Here is a 15,383-nt window from a genome sequence, read left to right on the forward strand (position 1 = left end):
GTAAGGTAACGAAGTAACTAGGGTGCGGAGTGCCGCATCCTCGGGTCTTGTGTACGTGAGCTTCCGCGCCGCCCGCCCGGGAGCCAAGGAAGGGAACCGCGCCTGACCGTCCACCACCTCAACCAGCTCCTGCTCGTCTGCTCCCTGGTCCTGCTCGTCGCCGTCGCGGCGGTCCGGATCTCCTCGCGCAGCGGGCTCCCCAGCCTGCTCGTCTACCTGGGGATCGGCGTCCTCATGGGCCAGGACGGCATCGGGAACATCCACTTCAGCAACGCCGAGCTGACCCAGGTCATCGGGTACGCGGCCCTGGTCGTGATCCTCGCCGAGGGCGGCCTCGGCACGAAGTGGAAGGAGGTCGAACCCGTCCTGGCGTCGGCCTCCATGCTGGCCCTCGTCGGGGTCGGCGTGAGCGTCGGCGTCACCGCGGCGGGCGCGCACTATCTCGTCGGGCTGGAATGGCGGCAGGCGCTCATCATCGGAGCGGTGGTGTCCTCGACGGACGCGGCGGCGGTGTTCTCGGTGCTGCGGCGCATCCCCCTGCCCGCGCGCGTGACGGGCACCCTGGAGGCGGAGTCCGGCTTCAACGACGCCCCGGTGGTCATCCTGGTCGTCGCCTTCTCCACGGCGGGACCGGTCGCGCACTGGTACGTGCTGCTGGGCGAGATAGCCACGGAACTGGCCATCGGCGCGGCCATCGGCCTCGCGGTCGGCTGGCTCGGCGCCTGGGGCCTCAGGCACGTCGCCCTGCCCGCCTCCGGCCTCTACCCGATCGCCGTGATGGCCATCGCGGTCACGGCCTACGCCGCCGGCGCGCTCGCGCACGGCAGCGGCTTCCTCGCCGTCTACCTCGCCTCCATGGTGCTGGGCAACGCCCGGCTGCCGCACTGGCCCGCCACGCGCGGCTTCGCCGAGGGACTCGGCTGGATCGCCCAGATCGGCATGTTCGTGCTGCTCGGCCTGCTGGTCACCCCGCACGAGCTCGGCGACGACTTCCTGCCCGCCCTGATCATCGGGCTGGTGCTCACCATGGTGGCGCGGCCGCTGAGTGTGATCGTCAGTCTCGCGCCGTTCCGGGTGCCCTGGGGGGAGCAGACCCTGATGTCCTGGGCCGGGCTGCGCGGCGCCGTCCCCATCATCCTGGCGACGATCCCGATGGTGAACGGCGTCGACACCAGCCACCGCATCTTCAACATCGTCTTCGTCCTGGTCGTCGTCTACACCCTCGTCCAAGGGCCGACGCTGCCCTGGCTGGCGGGCAAGCTGCGGCTCGGCGAGGGGCCGGAGGCCGCCGACCTCGGCATCGAGTCCGCGCCCCTGGAGCGGCTCCGCGGACATCTGCTGTCCGTCTCGATCCCGGAGGGCTCGCGGATGCACGGCGTCGAGGTCAACGAGCTGCGGCTGCCCGCCGGGGCCGCCGTCACCCTGGTCGTCCGCGAAGGAAAATCGTTTGTCCCGCTGCCCACGACGGTGCTGCGCCTCGGGGACGAACTCCTCGTGGTCGCCACCGACCCGGTGCGGGACGCGGCGGAACAGCGCCTGCGCGCGGTCGGGCACGGCGGCAAGCTGGCGGGCTGGCTGGGCGCGAACACGCGTTAGCCGAGCGCGAACACGCGTTAAGGGTGTGTTTCGGGGGATTCACACCACCCTCAATCCCAGGTGAACGAACCCGTGGTGCCCGTTTTCACAGGTGGACAAGGCCTTGCCGCCTGTACGATGAAAGCACCCTGATCGAACCAACTCTGCCTGACGCAGAGCTGGCGCGACCGTATGGCGGCCGGATCACTCCTCGCAGTGGGCGCCGGTATCTACCGCAGTTCCGCGCAAGAGGACAGCTCTCGGCGCCCCCCGCACGGGCGCGCTACCAGGCGGCAGAAAGGCACGGGCCGTGGAGTCCACGGTCACCACCGAGCCGTCGGAGAACCCGGCGGCGCCGCCCCGCCCGGGATACGGACAGCTGCTGCGCACCCGCGGCGCCTGGACGTTCCTGCTCCCCGGTTTCGCGGCGCGCCAGCCGTTCGCGATGCTCACCATCTCCATCGTGCTGCTCGTCCAGCACACCACCGGCTCCTACGGCGCCGCGGGCGCCGCCGCGGCGGTCACCGGCGTCTCCATGGCGCTGTTCGCGCCCTACAGCGGCCGTCTCGCCGACCGCTACGGGCAGCGCGCGGTGCTGCTCCCCGGAGTCCTCGTGCACACGCTGTCGGGCCTCGGTCTGACGGCGCTCGCGCTGGCGCACGCGCCCCTGTGGGCACTGTTCGCGGCGGCCGTGCCGACCGGCGCCTCGGTGCCGCAGATCGGCCCCATGGTGCGCGCCCGCTGGGGCGTCAAGCTCCAGGACTCGCCCCTGATGTCCACCGCGGCCGCCTTCGAGTCCGTCACGGACGAGCTCACCTTCGTCTTCGGCCCGCTGCTCGCGACCGCCCTGTGCACCACCGTCGCACCGGCCGCGGGCCTGGTCACGGAGGCCGCGCTGACGCTGGTCGGCGGCCTGCTGTTCGCCGCACGGAAGAGCACCCAGCCGCAGGTGTCCGGCGCCGGCCACGCGCGCGTGCAGCACGCCTCCGCGCTCCGCGTCCCGGGCGTGCGGGTGCTGGTCGTGGCCTTCCTGGGCATCGGGTCCGTCTTCGGCGGGATGCAGGTCTCCCTCGCGGCGTTCACCGAGTCGATCGGCGAGCCCGGCCTGAACGGCGTCCTGTACGGCACCTTCGCCGCGGGGAACATGCTCTCCGGCATCGTCTGCGGCGCGATCGCCTGGAAGGCCGCCCCGCACCGGCGCCTGCTCGTCGGCTACACGGCGCTCGCGCTGACCGCGTCGGCGCTGTGGACGTCGCACTCGGTGCTCGTCCTGGCGGGCCTCGGCCTGCTGGTCGGCATGTGCATCGCGCCCGCGCTGATCACCGGCTACACGCTGGTCGAGAGCCTGGTCCCGGCCGGCTCCCGCACGGAGGCGTTCACCTGGCTGACCGGCGCGGTGGCGCTCGGCCAGGCGGCCGCGGTGACCGTCGCCGGACAGCTGGAGGACCGCCTGTGGGGCGGTGCCGGGTTCCTGGTGCCGATGGCCGGCACCCTGCTCGCCCTGGTGACCCTCTTCGCGCTGCGTTCACGGCTGCTCACCCGGCCCCGGAACCGTACCGTCGCACGTGGCGTCGGTCACCGAGTGCCGGTGACGGTGGACTGATCCCCCGGAATACGTCACTATGGATCGTCGTTAGCACTCATCGAGTGAGAGTGCCAGGAGGAAGACAGTGCCGACCTACCAGTACCAGTGCACCGAGTGCGGCGAGGGCCTCGAGGCGGTGCAGAAGTTCACCGACGACGCCCTGACCGAGTGCCCCAACTGCGGTGGCCGCCTGAAGAAGGTGTTCTCCGCGGTCGGCATTGTCTTCAAGGGCTCTGGCTTCTACCGCAACGACAGCCGCGGCTCCTCGTCGAGCAGCAGCCCCGCGTCGAAGTCGTCGGGCTCCGCGTCGTCGGACTCGAAGACGTCGTCCTCGTCGGGCTCCGCCTCGTCCGACTCGAAGTCGTCGTCCTCGACGTCCTCGTCTTCCGGCTCGGCCAGCAGCTCCGCCGCCTGAGACTCCTCCTCCCGGACCCCGCCGTCGCCCGACGGCGGGGTCCGAGGTGTTCCCCGGCATCGGCTCCTGCGCGCCCGGGCGGCCAGCTAGTGTGCTGAGCATGGTGAACGCAGAGATCGGCGTAATCGGCGGCTCCGGCTTCTACTCGTTCCTCGACGACGTGACCGAGATCCAGGTCGACACCCCTTACGGGCTGCCCAGCGACTCCCTCTTCCTCGGCGAGATCGCCGGCCGCCGGGTCGCCTTCCTGCCCCGTCACGGCCGCGGCCACCATCTGCCGCCGCACCGCATCAACTACCGGGCCAACCTCTGGGCGCTGCGCTCCGTCGGTGTGCGCCAGGTGCTCGGCCCGTGCGCGGTGGGCGGGCTGCGCCCCGAGTACGGTCCGGGCACGCTGCTCGTGCCGGACCAGCTGGTGGACCGAACGAAATCCAGGGCCCAGTCGTACTTCGACGGGCTCCCGCTGCCCGACGGCGCCGTGCCGAACGTGGTGCACGTGTCCCTGGCCGACCCCTACTGCCCCGCCGGGCGGGCCGCGGCGCTCAAGGCGGCCCGCGGCCGGGACTGGGAGCCGGTGGACGGGGGCACCCTGGTCGTGATCGAGGGGCCGCGCTTCTCGACCCGCGCCGAATCGCTGTGGCACCGGGCGCAGGGCTGGTCCGTGGTGGGCATGACCGGTCACCCGGAGGCGGCGCTCGCCCGCGAACTGGAGCTCTGCTACACGTCGTTGACGCTGGTCACCGACCTGGACGCGGGTGCCGAGACCGGCGAGGGCGTCTCGCACGACGAGGTGCTCCAGGTGTTCGCGGCGAACGTGGACCGGCTGCGGGGCGTGCTGTTCGACGCGGTGGCGGCCCTGCCGGAGAACACGGCACGGGACTGTCTGTGCACGAGCGCGCTCGGCGGCATGGATCCGGGGTTCGAGCTGCCCTAGGGGTGCCCTGGGGCACCCCTGGCCCTTCGGGTGACGGAGTTTTCCACAACCGGTCGGTAGCGCACCGGCTCCGACGCGTTTCGGCGCGAGACCTCATCGTGGTCCCGCAAGCCGATTCCTCGTCGCAGGCGGTGATCCACATGTCCGTTCCCCCGTCCCTCTCCCCCGCCCTTCCGCATCCCCTCCGTGCCCCGCGCCCGCCGGGCACGGACGCCCCCGCCACCTGCGAGGTCCCGCAGTTCGACCCGGTGCGGGTACGCGGCGCGCGGTATCGGCTGCAACGGCTGCTGCGCCACCGCGGGCGGGCCCTCGCGGCCGGCCTGGCGGTGACGGCGGCGGCGCTCGTCGCGGCCGGGCCGCGTGCCGCCCCGGATCCCCCGCACGCCGAGCGGGCCCGGGGACATCCGGCCGCCCAGCCGGTACGACGGCACGTCCCGCCCACGGACATGGTGACGGCGCCGGTGCGGATCGCCGACGCGGCCACCGTCCGGCTGTTGCGCCCCGGCGACCGGGTGGACGTCATCGCCGCCGGGGATCCCGCCTCGGGCGGGGAGGCCCGGGTGGTCGCGCGCGGGGTGCGGGTCACGGAACTGCCGGAGCCGGCCGGCGGGAGCGCGGAGAGCGGGGCACTGGTCGTGCTCTCGGTGCCGCGCGCAACGGCGGCGCGGCTGGTCGGCGCGAGCGCCACGACCCGGCTGGCGGTGACGTTGTGCTGAACAGCCTGGGGAGATTTATCGGCCGAATGCTGTCAAGTCGCTCGTTCGAACTACCGGATGGGGCCGAATGGCGGCACGGTGACGTAGGTTGCGGAGCACTTTGTTCCACACCCTGTGCACACGAGGAGAGTCCCCGAGGTGAGCGCGAAGAACGAACCGAGCATCTGGAACGGCTTCAAGGCCTTCCTGATGCGCGGCAACGTCGTCGATCTGGCAGTCGCGGTGGTCATCGGTGCCGCCTTCACCAACATCGTCAACTCGGTGGTGAAGGGGCTCATCAACCCGCTGGTCGGCGCGATCGGCACGACGAGCCTCGACAACTACAGCTCATGCCTGAGCTCGTCCTGCCATGGAAGCCACGGCATCCAGCTGATGTGGGGCTCGGTCCTCGGATCCGCGCTGAACTTCGTGATCACCGCGGCGGTCGTGTACTTCCTGATGGTGCTGCCGATGGCCAAGTACCTGGCCCGGGTGGAGGCCCGCCGCAAGGCGCGCGAGGGCACGCACGAGGTCATCGAGGTGACCGAGCTGGAGGTGCTCAAGCAGATCCGCGACGAGCTGGTCGCGCAGCGGGGTACGCAGGGCCGCTACGAACGCTGACCAAGGCCTCGCCGGGGCGGGATCACAGGTGGTGGGGCGGCTTCTCGTCGAGGAAGCGCTTGAGGTCGGCCGCGGAGTCCCCCGCCGGGCGCTCGCCCCACCCGCGGTCCGTGTCGTCCGAGGACTGCCGGTCCAGCGGGTCGTCGAAGATCAGCGCGGCCTTCGGGTCACGCGGCTCGGGCTCGGAGACAGGCTCGAAGGCGGGCTCGGGGGCGGTACTCATGGCTCAAGGGTACGGCGCACCCGGCGCCGCCCCGGGCGAGCCGCCTCCGCAGACCCCGCTACCGGCCCCCGCACGCGATATCGCTGCGGCTTTCTGCTCTGCTGGGGGGCATGACGTCGAGTTCCACTCCGGCGCCCGCCTCCCATGGCGCGCCCCAGCCCCTCCGGCCGCTGCGCCGGCTCACCGCTCGCGGGCGCGAGGAAGCCCACCGCGTCTCCTCACCGCTCGAGCTCTTCTTCGACCTGTGCTTCGTGGTGGCCATCGCGCAGGCGGGTGCGGAACTGGTGCACTCCGTCGCCGCGGGCCATGCGGGCGAGGGCATCCTGAACTACGCGATGATCTTCTTCGCCATCTGGTGGGCCTGGATGAACTTCACCTGGTTCGCCTCGGCGTACGACAACGACGACGTGCTCTACCGGGTCGTCACCCTGGTCCAGATCGCCGGGGTGCTGGTGCTGGCGGCCGGAGTCTCGCGGGCCTTCGCGGACCACGACTTCGCACTGGTCCTGCTCGGCTACGTGATCATGCGGCTGGCGCTGACCTCGCAGTGGCTGAGAGCCGCGCTGGGGACCGAGGGCCCGGAGCGGACCATGGCGCTCCGGTACGCGGGCGGTGTGCTGCTGTGCCAGGTCGGCTGGGTCGGGCTGGTCGTGCTGCCGGAACACGCGCGCCCCTGGGTGTTCCTGGTGATGGCGATCGCCGAGCTGTGCGTGCCCGTGTACGCGGAGAAGGACCACAACACCTCCTGGCACCCGCACCACATCGCCGAGCGCTTCGGGCTGTTCACGATCATCGTGCTCGGCGAGACGATCGCGGCGGCGACGGCCGCCGTGAAGTCGGCCGTGGCCGAACACGACGCGCTGGGCGAGCTGCTGCCGATCGCGGCGGGCGGCCTGCTGATCGTCTTCTCCGCGTGGTGGATCTACTTCGTGGTGCCGATCCACGGCCACCTGCGCTCCAACAGACAGTCGTTCCTGTGGGGTTACGGCCACTACTTCATCTTCGCGTCGGCGGCCTCGATCGGCGCGGGCCTGGAAGTGGCCGTCGAGGAGGTGGTCGGCAAGGCGCACATCTCGACGCAGGCCGCCTCGGCGGCCGTGACCCTGCCCACGGCGCTGTACCTGCTGACCGTGTGGGCGCTGCACTCCCGCCACTTCAAGATCGGCATCGCCCAGCAGCTGGTGCTGCCGGTCACGGCGCTGCTGGTGATCTGCTGCACCTTCCTGGGCGACTGGGCGGTACCGGCGGCGGGCGCCGTGTCGGTACTCGCGGTGGTGACCGGGACCACCCTGACGGCGCGCACGGTCGGCCGCGAGCACCCGGCGAACGCCGCCACGGCCGCCTCCTGAGCCCTTCGCAACCGTGGCGGGCTGGGCAGACTGGCCGTCATGACAGTTGACGCATTGACGGATGTGACCGGGCTGCGGGTCGGGCACGCGACCCTCAGGGGCGACGGCCGGCTCACCGGCACCACGGTCGTGCTCGCTCCCGAGGGCGGCGCGGTCGCCGCCGTGGACGTGCGCGGCGGCGGTCCGGGCACCAAGGAGACGGACGCGCTCGACCCGCGCAACCTGGTGCAGCGGGCGGAGGCGATCGTGCTCACGGGCGGCAGCGCCTACGGGCTGGACGCGGCGTCCGGGGTGATGGCCTGGCTGGAGGAGCGGGGGCGCGGGGTGCGAGTGGGGCCGGATCCGGCGCATGTCGTGCCGGTGGTGCCCGCCGCCTGCGTCTTCGACCTGGGGCGGGGCGGGAACTTCCGGGCCCGGCCGGACGCGGCTGCGGGGCGGACGGCGGTCGAGGAGGCCGCGGCGAGCGCGCTGGGGGCGCCGGTACGGGAAGGGTGCGTGGGCGCCGGTACGGGCGCGGTGGCCGGCGGGCTCAAGGGCGGGGTGGGCAGCGCGAGCACCGTGCTGGACTCGGGGATCACGGTGGCCGCGCTGGTGGTGGCCAACGCCGCCGGCGAGGTGCTGGATCCCGAAACGGGTGTGTTGTACGGGGAGTTGTTCCAGGGGCGGGTGGAGTACCCCGAGGAGCGCGTGCACGAGGCCGCGCGCCGGCGGCTCGCCGAGGCCGCCGCCGGGAACGGGCTCCCGCCGCTCAACACCACCCTCGCGGTGGTCGCGACCGACGCCGAACTCTCCAAGGCGCAGGCGCAGAAGCTGGCCGGGACGGCGCACGACGGGATCGCGCGCGCCGTTCGTCCGGTGCACCTGCTGCACGACGGGGACACGGTGTTCGCGCTGGCGACGGGCGCCCGCCCGTTGGACGCGAGCCCCTTGGCGCTCAACGAGATCCTCGCGGCTGGCGCGGACCTGGTGACGCGGGCGATCGTGCGGGCGGTGCGGGCCGCCGAGCCGGTGGCCGGGCCGGGCGGAGTGTGGCCGTCGTACGGGGAGTTGTACGGCACGCGGTGACGGCGGCGCGGGTCCCGCCCAAATCCTTGCGGGTACCTGTCGATTGTCCTGGTTCTGTCACGTGATGGCGTCAGCGAGCGCCGGAGGGAACCCCGACGGGGGCCTCCGGCCTCTTTCCCCACGCACTGGAACGGATCACGCACATCACAAGAACCTGGAGCAGCCCGTGACAACGCCGAACATTTCAGCGCGGCGCGCACTGGGGGCCTGTGCCGCCCTGTTGGTCGGCGCCCTCACCCTCACCGCCTGCGGCGGCAACGCCGACGCCAAGACCGACGACGGCAAGAGCGGGCAGGACAGCGCCGCCAAGACGTCCACGGCGAAGATCGCGATCTCGGCGAAGGACGGCTCGACCGGCGCCTCCATCAACTCGACCGGCGTGCAGGTCAGCGGCGGCAAGCTGGCCGACGTGAAGATGACCGTGTCGGGGTCGGGGCAGGCCGTGGCCGGCACCGTCTCGGCGGACGGCAGCACCTGGAAGCCGAAGGAGCAGCTGGAGCGCGGCACGAAGTACGAGATATCGGCGACCGCGAAGGACGCCAAGGGGCTCACGGCGGCGGCCAACTCCATCTTCACCACGGTCAACTCGGCGAACAGCTACATCGGGACGTACACGCCGGACAACGGGACGACGGTCGGTGTGGGGATGCCGGTGTCGTTCGACTTCGACAAGGCCATCACCGACAGGAAGGCCGTGCAGTCGCACATCACGGTCACCTCCAGCAGCGGCCAGCAGGTGGTGGGGCACTGGTTCGGGTCGCAGCGGCTGGACTTCCGGCCGCAGGACTACTGGAAGGCCGGCTCCGAGGTCACCATGAAGATCGACCTGGACGGGGTCGAGGGCGCGAACGGCGTCTACGGGGTGCAGAAGAAGACGGTGACCTTCACCGTCGGACGTTCGCAGGTCTCCACGGTGGACGCGAACACCCAGACCATGACCGTGATGCGGGACGGCAAGCTCCTCAAGTCGGTACCGGTCTCCACGGGCAGCCCGGAGCACACGACGTACAACGGGCAGATGGTGATCTCCGAGAAGTTCACCCAGACCCGGATGAACAGCCAGACGGTCGGCCTCGGCGGGGAGTACGACATCCCGGACGTGCCGCACGCGATGCGGCTGACGACGTCGGGGACGTTCATCCACGGCAACTACTGGTACAACAAGTCCAACCCGCCGTTCGGGCAGCAGGGCACCAGCCACGGCTGTGTGGGCATGGCGGACGTGCAGGGCGCGCAGGGCGACACCACGGCCAAGTGGTTCTACGACAACTCGCTCGTCGGGGACGTCGTGATCGTGAAGAACTCGCCCGACAAGACCGTGCAGCCGGACAACGGGCTCAACGGGTGGAACCTGTCGTGGAGCGAGTGGACCGCGGGAAGTGCCGCCTGACCGGCCGGTCCTGACGGTTCGTCGGGCCGCGCGGGAACTTCCCGCGCGGCCCGCGCGTTTTCCCGGCGTACGTTTTCTCGGTTCCCGGACATGATGTCCGACCGAGGGGCTACGGTATGCACCCACAAGGTGACATGCAGCAACGCCGGGAGAAACCTTGAGCGTTCCGTACGAGACGGCAGCGTACGAACCAGCCGAGTCGCCCGAGTCTCCGGAGGAGCACCTCGCGCGGCTTCTCGGCCGTGCCCTGAACTCCTTCGAGCTGCCCGACGAAGCCATAAGGCAGCTGGACTGCGCCCTGGCGCACGACAGTTCACTGCACTCCGCGCACCACAGCGCGGGGCTGCACCGGGAGACGTACCGGCACACCTGGCTGCTCGCCGACGGCTCGGCGGTCACCCTGTGGGAGCTCGTGCACAACACGGCACCGGGCAGCGAACCGCAGCACGAGGTGTACGTCGACGAGGAGGAGCTGCGGGCCGCGACCGCGCGGCTGCCGTTACCGCCGGACGCCCCGGACTTCGAGCTGCCGGTGCTGATCACGACGGCGGCGCCGGTCCCCGAGCCCCGGCATGTGTATGTGCCGGACGACTCGGCGGACCACGCGCGCCGGCTGCTGCGCCGCGCGGAGAACGCCGACCGGCCGGACACGGCGACGGCCCAGGCACTGACGACGGCGTTCGCGCACCAGATCACGCAGGCGTTCGGGCGTCCGGGGCGGGCGGGCCGGGCGGGTCTGAGTTTCTCGCTCTACGAGCACGCGTTCCTGCTGCGTGACGGCCGGGAGCTGTCCCTGTGGGAGGTCGAGCACACGGCGACCGAGGACGGCCGGCACATGTGCGAGGTGTATCCGACGGAGGACGCGGCCCGGGACGCGATGGAGCGGCGGGCGGCCCGGCAGGCCTAGGAGCCGCCGGCGCGGCAGGCCCAGGACCTGTCGGCGCGGTGGCCGGTCAGCGGCCGCCCAGGCGCCGGACCAGGCCGGCGAAGGCGTCCTGTTCGGCCGGGGTCAGTTCGACGGACTCCCGTGAGGGGCCGGCCTCCGGGTGCTGGTGCGGGAAGGCGGGCACGGCACGCGCGGCGTGCCAGGCGATGGCCTCGCGGCGGTTGCGGCGCAGCAGACGCGTCACGACGACCGCCCAGGCGACGGTCGCCAGAGTGAGCGCGGCGAAGCCGATCAGCTGGAAGGTCGATGCGTGCTCAGGCATACATCCCAGTACACACCACGGTCCGGGACTTTGGCCCCGGACCGTGACGTATCTCGCAGGTGCCGTGAACAACTCACAGCGAATTAAAGGGACAAGAGGGGTGCGGTCGATCAGGCCGCGACCGGCTGCCTGTCCTCCTTCGCGCCGGCGGCGGCACCTGCCGCGGAGCCGCCCGCCGTGGTCTGCTGGGCCGGCTTGCGCATGCCCTTCAGGATGACGACCAGGGCCGCGGTCGCACAGACGCCGGCGGCGATGGCGATCAGGTAGAGGAACGGGTTGCCGATCAGCGGGACCACGAAGATGCCGCCGTGCGGGGCGCGCAGGGTGGCGCCGAAGGCCATCGACAGGGCGCCGGTGATCGCGCCGCCGACCATCGAGGACGGGATGACGCGCAGCGGGTCGGCCGCGGCGAACGGGATGGCGCCCTCGGAGATGAAGGAGGCACCAAGGACCCAGGCGGCCTTGCCGTTCTCGCGCTCGGTCTGGGTGAAGAGCTTGCCGCGCACGGTGGTGGCCAGGGCCATCGCCAGCGGCGGGACCATACCGGCCGCCATGACCGCCGCCATGATCTTCATCGCGGACTCACTGGGGTTGGAGACCGCGATACCGGCGGTGGCGAAGGTGTACGCGACCTTGTTGACCGGGCCGCCGAGGTCGAAGCACATCATCAGGCCGAGCAGGGCGCCGAGCAGGATGGCGTTGGAGCCGGAGAGGCCGTTCAGCCAGTCGGTCATGCCCTTCTGGGCGGAGGCGATGGGCTTGCCGACCACGACGAACATCAGGAACCCGACGATCGCCGAGGAGATCAGCGGGATCACCACCACCGGCATGATGCCGCGCAGCGCCGCCGGGATGTTGATCTTCTGGATCCCCATCACCACGCCACCGGCCAGCAGACCGGCGACCAGGCCGCCGAGGAAGCCCGCGTTGATGGTGGACGCGATCATGCCGCCCACGAAACCGGGGACCAGACCCGGCCGGTCCGCCATGCCGTAGGCGATGTAGCCCGCGAGGACCGGGACCAGGAAGCCGAAGGAGACGACACCGATCTGGAAGAGCAGCGCGGCCCAGCTGTCGCCCTGGGTCCACACGAAGTGGTCCATGACCGACGGCGCCTTGTTGACCTTGTAGCCGCCGATGGCGAAGCCGAGGGCGATCAGCAGACCGCCGGCCGCGACGAACGGGACCATGTAGCTCACGCCGGACATCAGCCACTTGCGCAGCTTGGTGCCGTAGCCCTCGCCGGCGTCACCGGCGCGTTCGACCGGCGTGGACGGCGCGGAACCGGAGGTGACCTCACCGCGGGCCGCCCGCTCGCGGACCTCGCCGATCAGCTCGGCGGGGCGGTTGATGCCCGCCTTCACGCCGACGTCGACGGTGGGCTTGCCGGCGAAGCGGTCCTTCTCGCGCACCGGGACGTCGTGCGCGAAGATCACGCCGTCCGCCGCCGCGATGACCTCGGGGTCGAGCCGGGTGAAGCCGGCCGAGCCCTGCGTCTCGACGACGAGTTCGACGCCCGCCTCGCGGCCCGCGTTCTCCAGGGACTCGGCCGCCATGTAGGTGTGGGCGATACCGGTCGGGCAGGAGGTGACGGCGACGATACGGAAGGGGCGCTCGCCCGCACCCGAGCCCGCACCCGAACCCGTGTCCGAACCCGCACCCGAACCTGCGCCCGTGCTCGTGCTGGCCGCTGCGGTGCCGGCGGAGGCCGCCGCCGGCGCCGCAGCGGTGTTCTGGGAGGCGCCCGTGGAGCCCGCGGCGCCCTCCGCGCCCTTCGCGGGCGTCGCCGGCGTCTCGTCGCCGCGGATCAGCGCCGCCGCCGTCTCCGCGTCGCCCACCGATCGCAGCGCGTCCGTGAACTCGCTGTTCATCAGCTGGCGGGCCAGCGAGGAGAGGATCGTGAGGTGGGCGTCGTCGGCGCCGGCGGGGGCCGCGATCAGGAAGATGAGGTCGGCGGGGCCGTCGGCCGCGCCGAAGTCGACACCGGCGGCGCTGCGCCCGAAGGCGAGCGTCGGCTCGGTGACATGGGCGCTGCGGCAGTGCGGGATGCCGATGCCGCCGTCGAGGCCGGTGGGCATCTGGGCTTCGCGGGCGGCCACGTCGGCGAGGAAGCCGTCCAGGTCGGTCACCCGGCCCAGGGCCACCATGCGCTCGGCGAGGGCGCGCGCCGCCGCTTCTTTGGAGTCGGCGGACAGGTCGAGATCGACCAGGTCCGCGGTGATCATGTCGCTCATCGCGGGCTCCTATGCACGCGTATCGCCCGGAGTGTGGGGTGGGCGGGGGTGGGGACGGGGGTGCTGTGGGGGGCGGGGTGGGAGACGGGGCCGGGGAAGCCCCGCCTCCCGGGGACGGCGGGGCGGCTCAGGGTGCCCCGACGGCCCGTCGGCGCGGCGAGTAACGAGGGAACTCGCCGCTTCTGGGCCGGTTGTCGGCGGGCGGCGCCGGGGAGAAGCGCGGCCGCACGGGTCGTCGTATCCACGGTCTGGGCGTTCATGACACCGGCTCCGTCAGTTCGCGGTCGACGGGGACGCGGTCGGTGACGGTCACCGCCGTGGGGTCCAGGTCGGCCGGGGTGGGCATCACGCTGCCGGGCAGCTGGACGGCGGCGGCGCCGTGGGCGACGGCGGAGGCGAGGGCCTTCGGGCCGCTGCCGCCGGCGATGAGGAAGCCGGCGAGGGAGGAGTCGCCGGCACCGACGTTGCTGCGGACGGCGTCCACACGGGCGCTCGCGAACCAGGTGCCCGCGTCCTCGACGAGGAGCTGGCCGTCGGCGCCCAGGCTGGCGAGCACGGCGCGTGCGCCCATGCCGCGCAGCTCCTCGGCCGCCTTGAGCGCGTCGCCCACCGTCGCCAGGGGGCGCCCGACGGCTTCCGCGAGCTCCTCGGCGTTCGGCTTCACCACGTCGGGCCGCTCGCGCAGCGCTTCGAGCAGCGCGCGTCCCGAGGTGTCCAGCGCGATGCGCGCGCCTCCGGCATGTGCCTGCGCGACGACATCGGCGTACCAGGAGGGTGCGAGCCCGCGGGGCAGGCTACCGCAGCACGCGATCCAGTCGGCGTCGCGGGACTGCTCGCGGACCGTGTCGAGAAGGAGCTCCTGCTCCTCCGCGGAGAGTTCAGGACCCGGCGCGTTGATCTTGGTGAGCACCCCGTCGGACTCCGCGAGCGCGATGTTGGAGCGGGTGGCGCCGGCGACCGGGACCGGCGCGACCTCGATGCCCTGCGCGTCGAGCAGGTCGGCGATCAGCGCCCCCGGCGCACCGCCCAGGGGCAGTACGGCGACCGTGCGCCGTCCGGCGGCCGCGACCGCGCGGGAGACGTTCACGCCCTTGCCACCGGGGTCCATGCGTTCGCCGGTGGCGCGGATGACCTCGCCGCGCTCCAGGGCGGGGACCTCGTAGGTGCGGTCGAGGGAGGGGTTGGGGGTGACGGTGAGGATCACGCCCGTACCGTTCGTGGCGCCGGCGCTCGTGGCGCTCGCGTTGTGCGTGGTGCTCATGCTCGTACTACTTCCGTGCCGCCACGCTCGATGGCGGCGGCGTCCTCGGGGCTCAGTCCGCTGTCGGTGATCAGCAGGTCCACGTCGCCCAGGTCGCCGAAGCGGGCGAAGTGCTCCTGGCCGTGCTTGGCGGAGTCGGCGAGCAGGACCACCCGGCGGGCCGCGGCGACGGCGGCCCGCTTGACCGCGGCCTCGGCGAGGTCGGGGGTGGTGAGGCCCTGCTCGGCGGAGAAGCCGTTGGCGGCCACGAAGAGGACGTCCGCGCGGATCTCGCTGTACGCGCGAAGCGCCCAGGCGTCCACGGCGGCGCGCGTACGGTGCCGTACGCGCCCCCCGACCAGGTGGAGCTGGATGCCCGGGTGGTCGGCGAGGCGGGCCGCGATCGGAAGGCTGTGGGTGACGACGGTGAGCTCCGCCTCCAGCGGGATGGCCGCGGCGAGGCGGGCGACCGTCGAACCGGCGTCGAGGATCAGGGTGCCCTCGGTCGGCAGTTCCGAGACGGCGGCCTTGGCGATGCGGTCCTTCTCGTCGGCCGAGGTGGACTCGCGTTCGGCGAGGTCCGGCTCGAAGTCGAGGCGTCCGGCCGGGATGGCACCGCCGTGCACCCGGCGGACGAGGCCGGCGCGGTCGAGGGCCTTCAGGTCGCGGCGGATCGTCTCCGCGGTGACCTGGAACTCCTCGGCGAGCGACACGACGTCCACCCGGCCGCCGTCACGGGCGAGCCGGAGGATCTCCTGCTGCCGCTCCGGTGCGTACATGCCCCTGCGCCTCCGCTTCACGATACGTCGGCCGATGTCCGACCGAGTCCGTCCGTCGTCCGGCCGATGT

15 protein-coding genes are annotated in these 15,383 nt (G+C 72.1%); 10 read left to right on the forward strand and 5 right to left on the reverse strand.

What is annotated here, in order from left to right; translation table 11 throughout:
* Nucleotides 1–36: 36 nt before the first annotated feature.
* The 6 genes from ACIRR9_RS13680 (at nucleotide 37) to mscL (ending at nucleotide 5,825) form a co-directional block, all read left to right on the forward strand.
* Entirely contained in the window at nucleotides 37–1,596 is a 1,560-nt protein-coding gene (locus ACIRR9_RS13680; protein WP_403751180.1) for a potassium/proton antiporter, read from the forward strand.
* Nucleotides 1,597–1,885: 289 nt separating this feature from the next.
* Entirely contained in the window at nucleotides 1,886–3,178 is a 1,293-nt protein-coding gene (locus tag ACIRR9_RS13685; protein WP_403750824.1) for an MFS transporter, read from the forward strand.
* Nucleotides 3,179–3,245: 67 nt separating this feature from the next.
* Nucleotides 3,246–3,575, forward strand: coding sequence for an FmdB family zinc ribbon protein (locus tag ACIRR9_RS13690; RefSeq protein WP_403750826.1), 330 nt, complete (start codon nucleotides 3,246–3,248; stop codon nucleotides 3,573–3,575).
* A gap of 100 nt (nucleotides 3,576–3,675) precedes the next feature.
* Nucleotides 3,676–4,509, forward strand: a complete 834-nt coding sequence (locus tag ACIRR9_RS13695; protein WP_403750828.1) for an S-methyl-5'-thioadenosine phosphorylase — start codon at nucleotides 3,676–3,678, stop codon at nucleotides 4,507–4,509.
* Between the two features lie 140 nt (nucleotides 4,510–4,649).
* The gene (locus ACIRR9_RS13700; RefSeq protein WP_403750830.1) at nucleotides 4,650–5,225 is read left to right on the forward strand and encodes a hypothetical protein; all 576 of its coding nucleotides are present in this window, start codon (nucleotides 4,650–4,652) and stop codon (nucleotides 5,223–5,225) included.
* 138 nt (nucleotides 5,226–5,363) lie between these two features.
* Nucleotides 5,364–5,825, forward strand: a complete 462-nt coding sequence (mscL, locus tag ACIRR9_RS13705) for a large conductance mechanosensitive channel protein MscL (protein ID WP_365336245.1) — start codon at nucleotides 5,364–5,366, stop codon at nucleotides 5,823–5,825.
* A gap of 22 nt (nucleotides 5,826–5,847) precedes the next feature.
* Here the strand turns inward: mscL and ACIRR9_RS13710 are convergent, their stop codons facing one another.
* The gene (locus tag ACIRR9_RS13710; protein WP_384560122.1) at nucleotides 5,848–6,048 is read right to left on the reverse strand and encodes a hypothetical protein; all 201 of its coding nucleotides are present in this window, start codon (nucleotides 6,046–6,048) and stop codon (nucleotides 5,848–5,850) included.
* Between the two features lie 110 nt (nucleotides 6,049–6,158).
* Between ACIRR9_RS13710 and ACIRR9_RS13715 the strand changes: the two genes are divergently transcribed.
* From ACIRR9_RS13715 to ACIRR9_RS13730, 4 genes are all read left to right on the forward strand, one after another.
* On the forward strand, nucleotides 6,159–7,397 hold the full coding sequence (locus ACIRR9_RS13715) for a low temperature requirement protein A (protein WP_403750832.1): 1,239 nt from the start codon (nucleotides 6,159–6,161) through the stop codon (nucleotides 7,395–7,397).
* A gap of 39 nt (nucleotides 7,398–7,436) precedes the next feature.
* A complete protein-coding gene (locus ACIRR9_RS13720; protein ID WP_403750834.1) occupies nucleotides 7,437–8,462 on the forward strand; it encodes a P1 family peptidase in 1,026 nt (341 codons plus the stop codon).
* A 166-nt stretch (nucleotides 8,463–8,628) separates the two neighbouring features.
* Nucleotides 8,629–9,852: an Ig-like domain-containing protein gene (locus tag ACIRR9_RS13725; RefSeq protein WP_403750836.1), complete on the forward strand. Its 1,224-nt coding sequence runs from the start codon at nucleotides 8,629–8,631 to the stop codon at nucleotides 9,850–9,852.
* A gap of 157 nt (nucleotides 9,853–10,009) precedes the next feature.
* Nucleotides 10,010–10,759 carry a DUF6227 family protein gene (locus ACIRR9_RS13730; protein WP_403750838.1) on the forward strand — a complete coding sequence of 250 codons (750 nt, stop codon included), beginning with the start codon at nucleotides 10,010–10,012 and terminating at the stop codon, nucleotides 10,757–10,759.
* A gap of 46 nt (nucleotides 10,760–10,805) precedes the next feature.
* Here the strand turns inward: ACIRR9_RS13730 and ACIRR9_RS13735 are convergent, their stop codons facing one another.
* The 4 genes from ACIRR9_RS13735 to ACIRR9_RS13750 form a co-directional block, all read right to left on the reverse strand.
* Entirely contained in the window at nucleotides 10,806–11,060 is a 255-nt protein-coding gene (locus tag ACIRR9_RS13735) for a hypothetical protein (RefSeq protein ID WP_365336239.1), read from the reverse strand.
* A 110-nt stretch (nucleotides 11,061–11,170) separates the two neighbouring features.
* Nucleotides 11,171–13,294 carry a fructose-specific PTS transporter subunit EIIC gene (locus ACIRR9_RS13740; RefSeq protein ID WP_403750840.1) on the reverse strand — a complete coding sequence of 708 codons (2,124 nt, stop codon included), beginning with the start codon at nucleotides 13,292–13,294 and terminating at the stop codon, nucleotides 11,171–11,173.
* Between the two features lie 256 nt (nucleotides 13,295–13,550).
* On the reverse strand, nucleotides 13,551–14,498 hold the full coding sequence (gene pfkB / locus ACIRR9_RS13745; protein ID WP_403751182.1) for a 1-phosphofructokinase: 948 nt from the start codon (nucleotides 14,496–14,498) through the stop codon (nucleotides 13,551–13,553).
* A gap of 53 nt (nucleotides 14,499–14,551) precedes the next feature.
* Nucleotides 14,552–15,313 (reverse strand): DeoR/GlpR family DNA-binding transcription regulator, encoded by a 762-nt coding sequence (locus ACIRR9_RS13750; protein ID WP_123976335.1) that lies wholly within the window; start codon nucleotides 15,311–15,313, stop codon nucleotides 14,552–14,554.
* Between the last annotated feature and the right edge of the window lie 70 nt (nucleotides 15,314–15,383).

The organism is Streptomyces sp. NPDC101234 (assembly GCF_044767525.1).
Classification (GTDB): domain Bacteria; phylum Actinomycetota; class Actinomycetes; order Streptomycetales; family Streptomycetaceae; genus Streptomyces; species Streptomyces sasae.

Excerpts from the sequence above, each read along its gene's own strand:
- ACIRR9_RS13695 (WP_403750828.1), top strand. The coding sequence starts at position 3,676 with ATGGTGAACGCAGAGATCGGCGTAATCGGCGGCTCCGGCTTCTACTCG.
- ACIRR9_RS13700 (WP_403750830.1), top strand. The coding sequence starts at position 4,650 with ATGTCCGTTCCCCCGTCCCTCTCCCCCGCCCTTCCGCATCCCCTCCGT.
- ACIRR9_RS13710 (WP_384560122.1), bottom strand. The coding sequence starts at position 6,048 with ATGAGTACCGCCCCCGAGCCCGCCTTCGAGCCTGTCTCCGAGCCCGAG.
- ACIRR9_RS13715 (WP_403750832.1), top strand. The coding sequence starts at position 6,159 with ATGACGTCGAGTTCCACTCCGGCGCCCGCCTCCCATGGCGCGCCCCAG.
- ACIRR9_RS13720 (WP_403750834.1), top strand. The coding sequence starts at position 7,437 with ATGACAGTTGACGCATTGACGGATGTGACCGGGCTGCGGGTCGGGCAC.
- ACIRR9_RS13735 (WP_365336239.1), bottom strand. The coding sequence starts at position 11,060 with ATGCCTGAGCACGCATCGACCTTCCAGCTGATCGGCTTCGCCGCGCTC.
- ACIRR9_RS13740 (WP_403750840.1), bottom strand. The coding sequence starts at position 13,294 with ATGAGCGACATGATCACCGCGGACCTGGTCGATCTCGACCTGTCCGCC.
- ACIRR9_RS13750 (WP_123976335.1), bottom strand. The coding sequence starts at position 15,313 with ATGTACGCACCGGAGCGGCAGCAGGAGATCCTCCGGCTCGCCCGTGAC.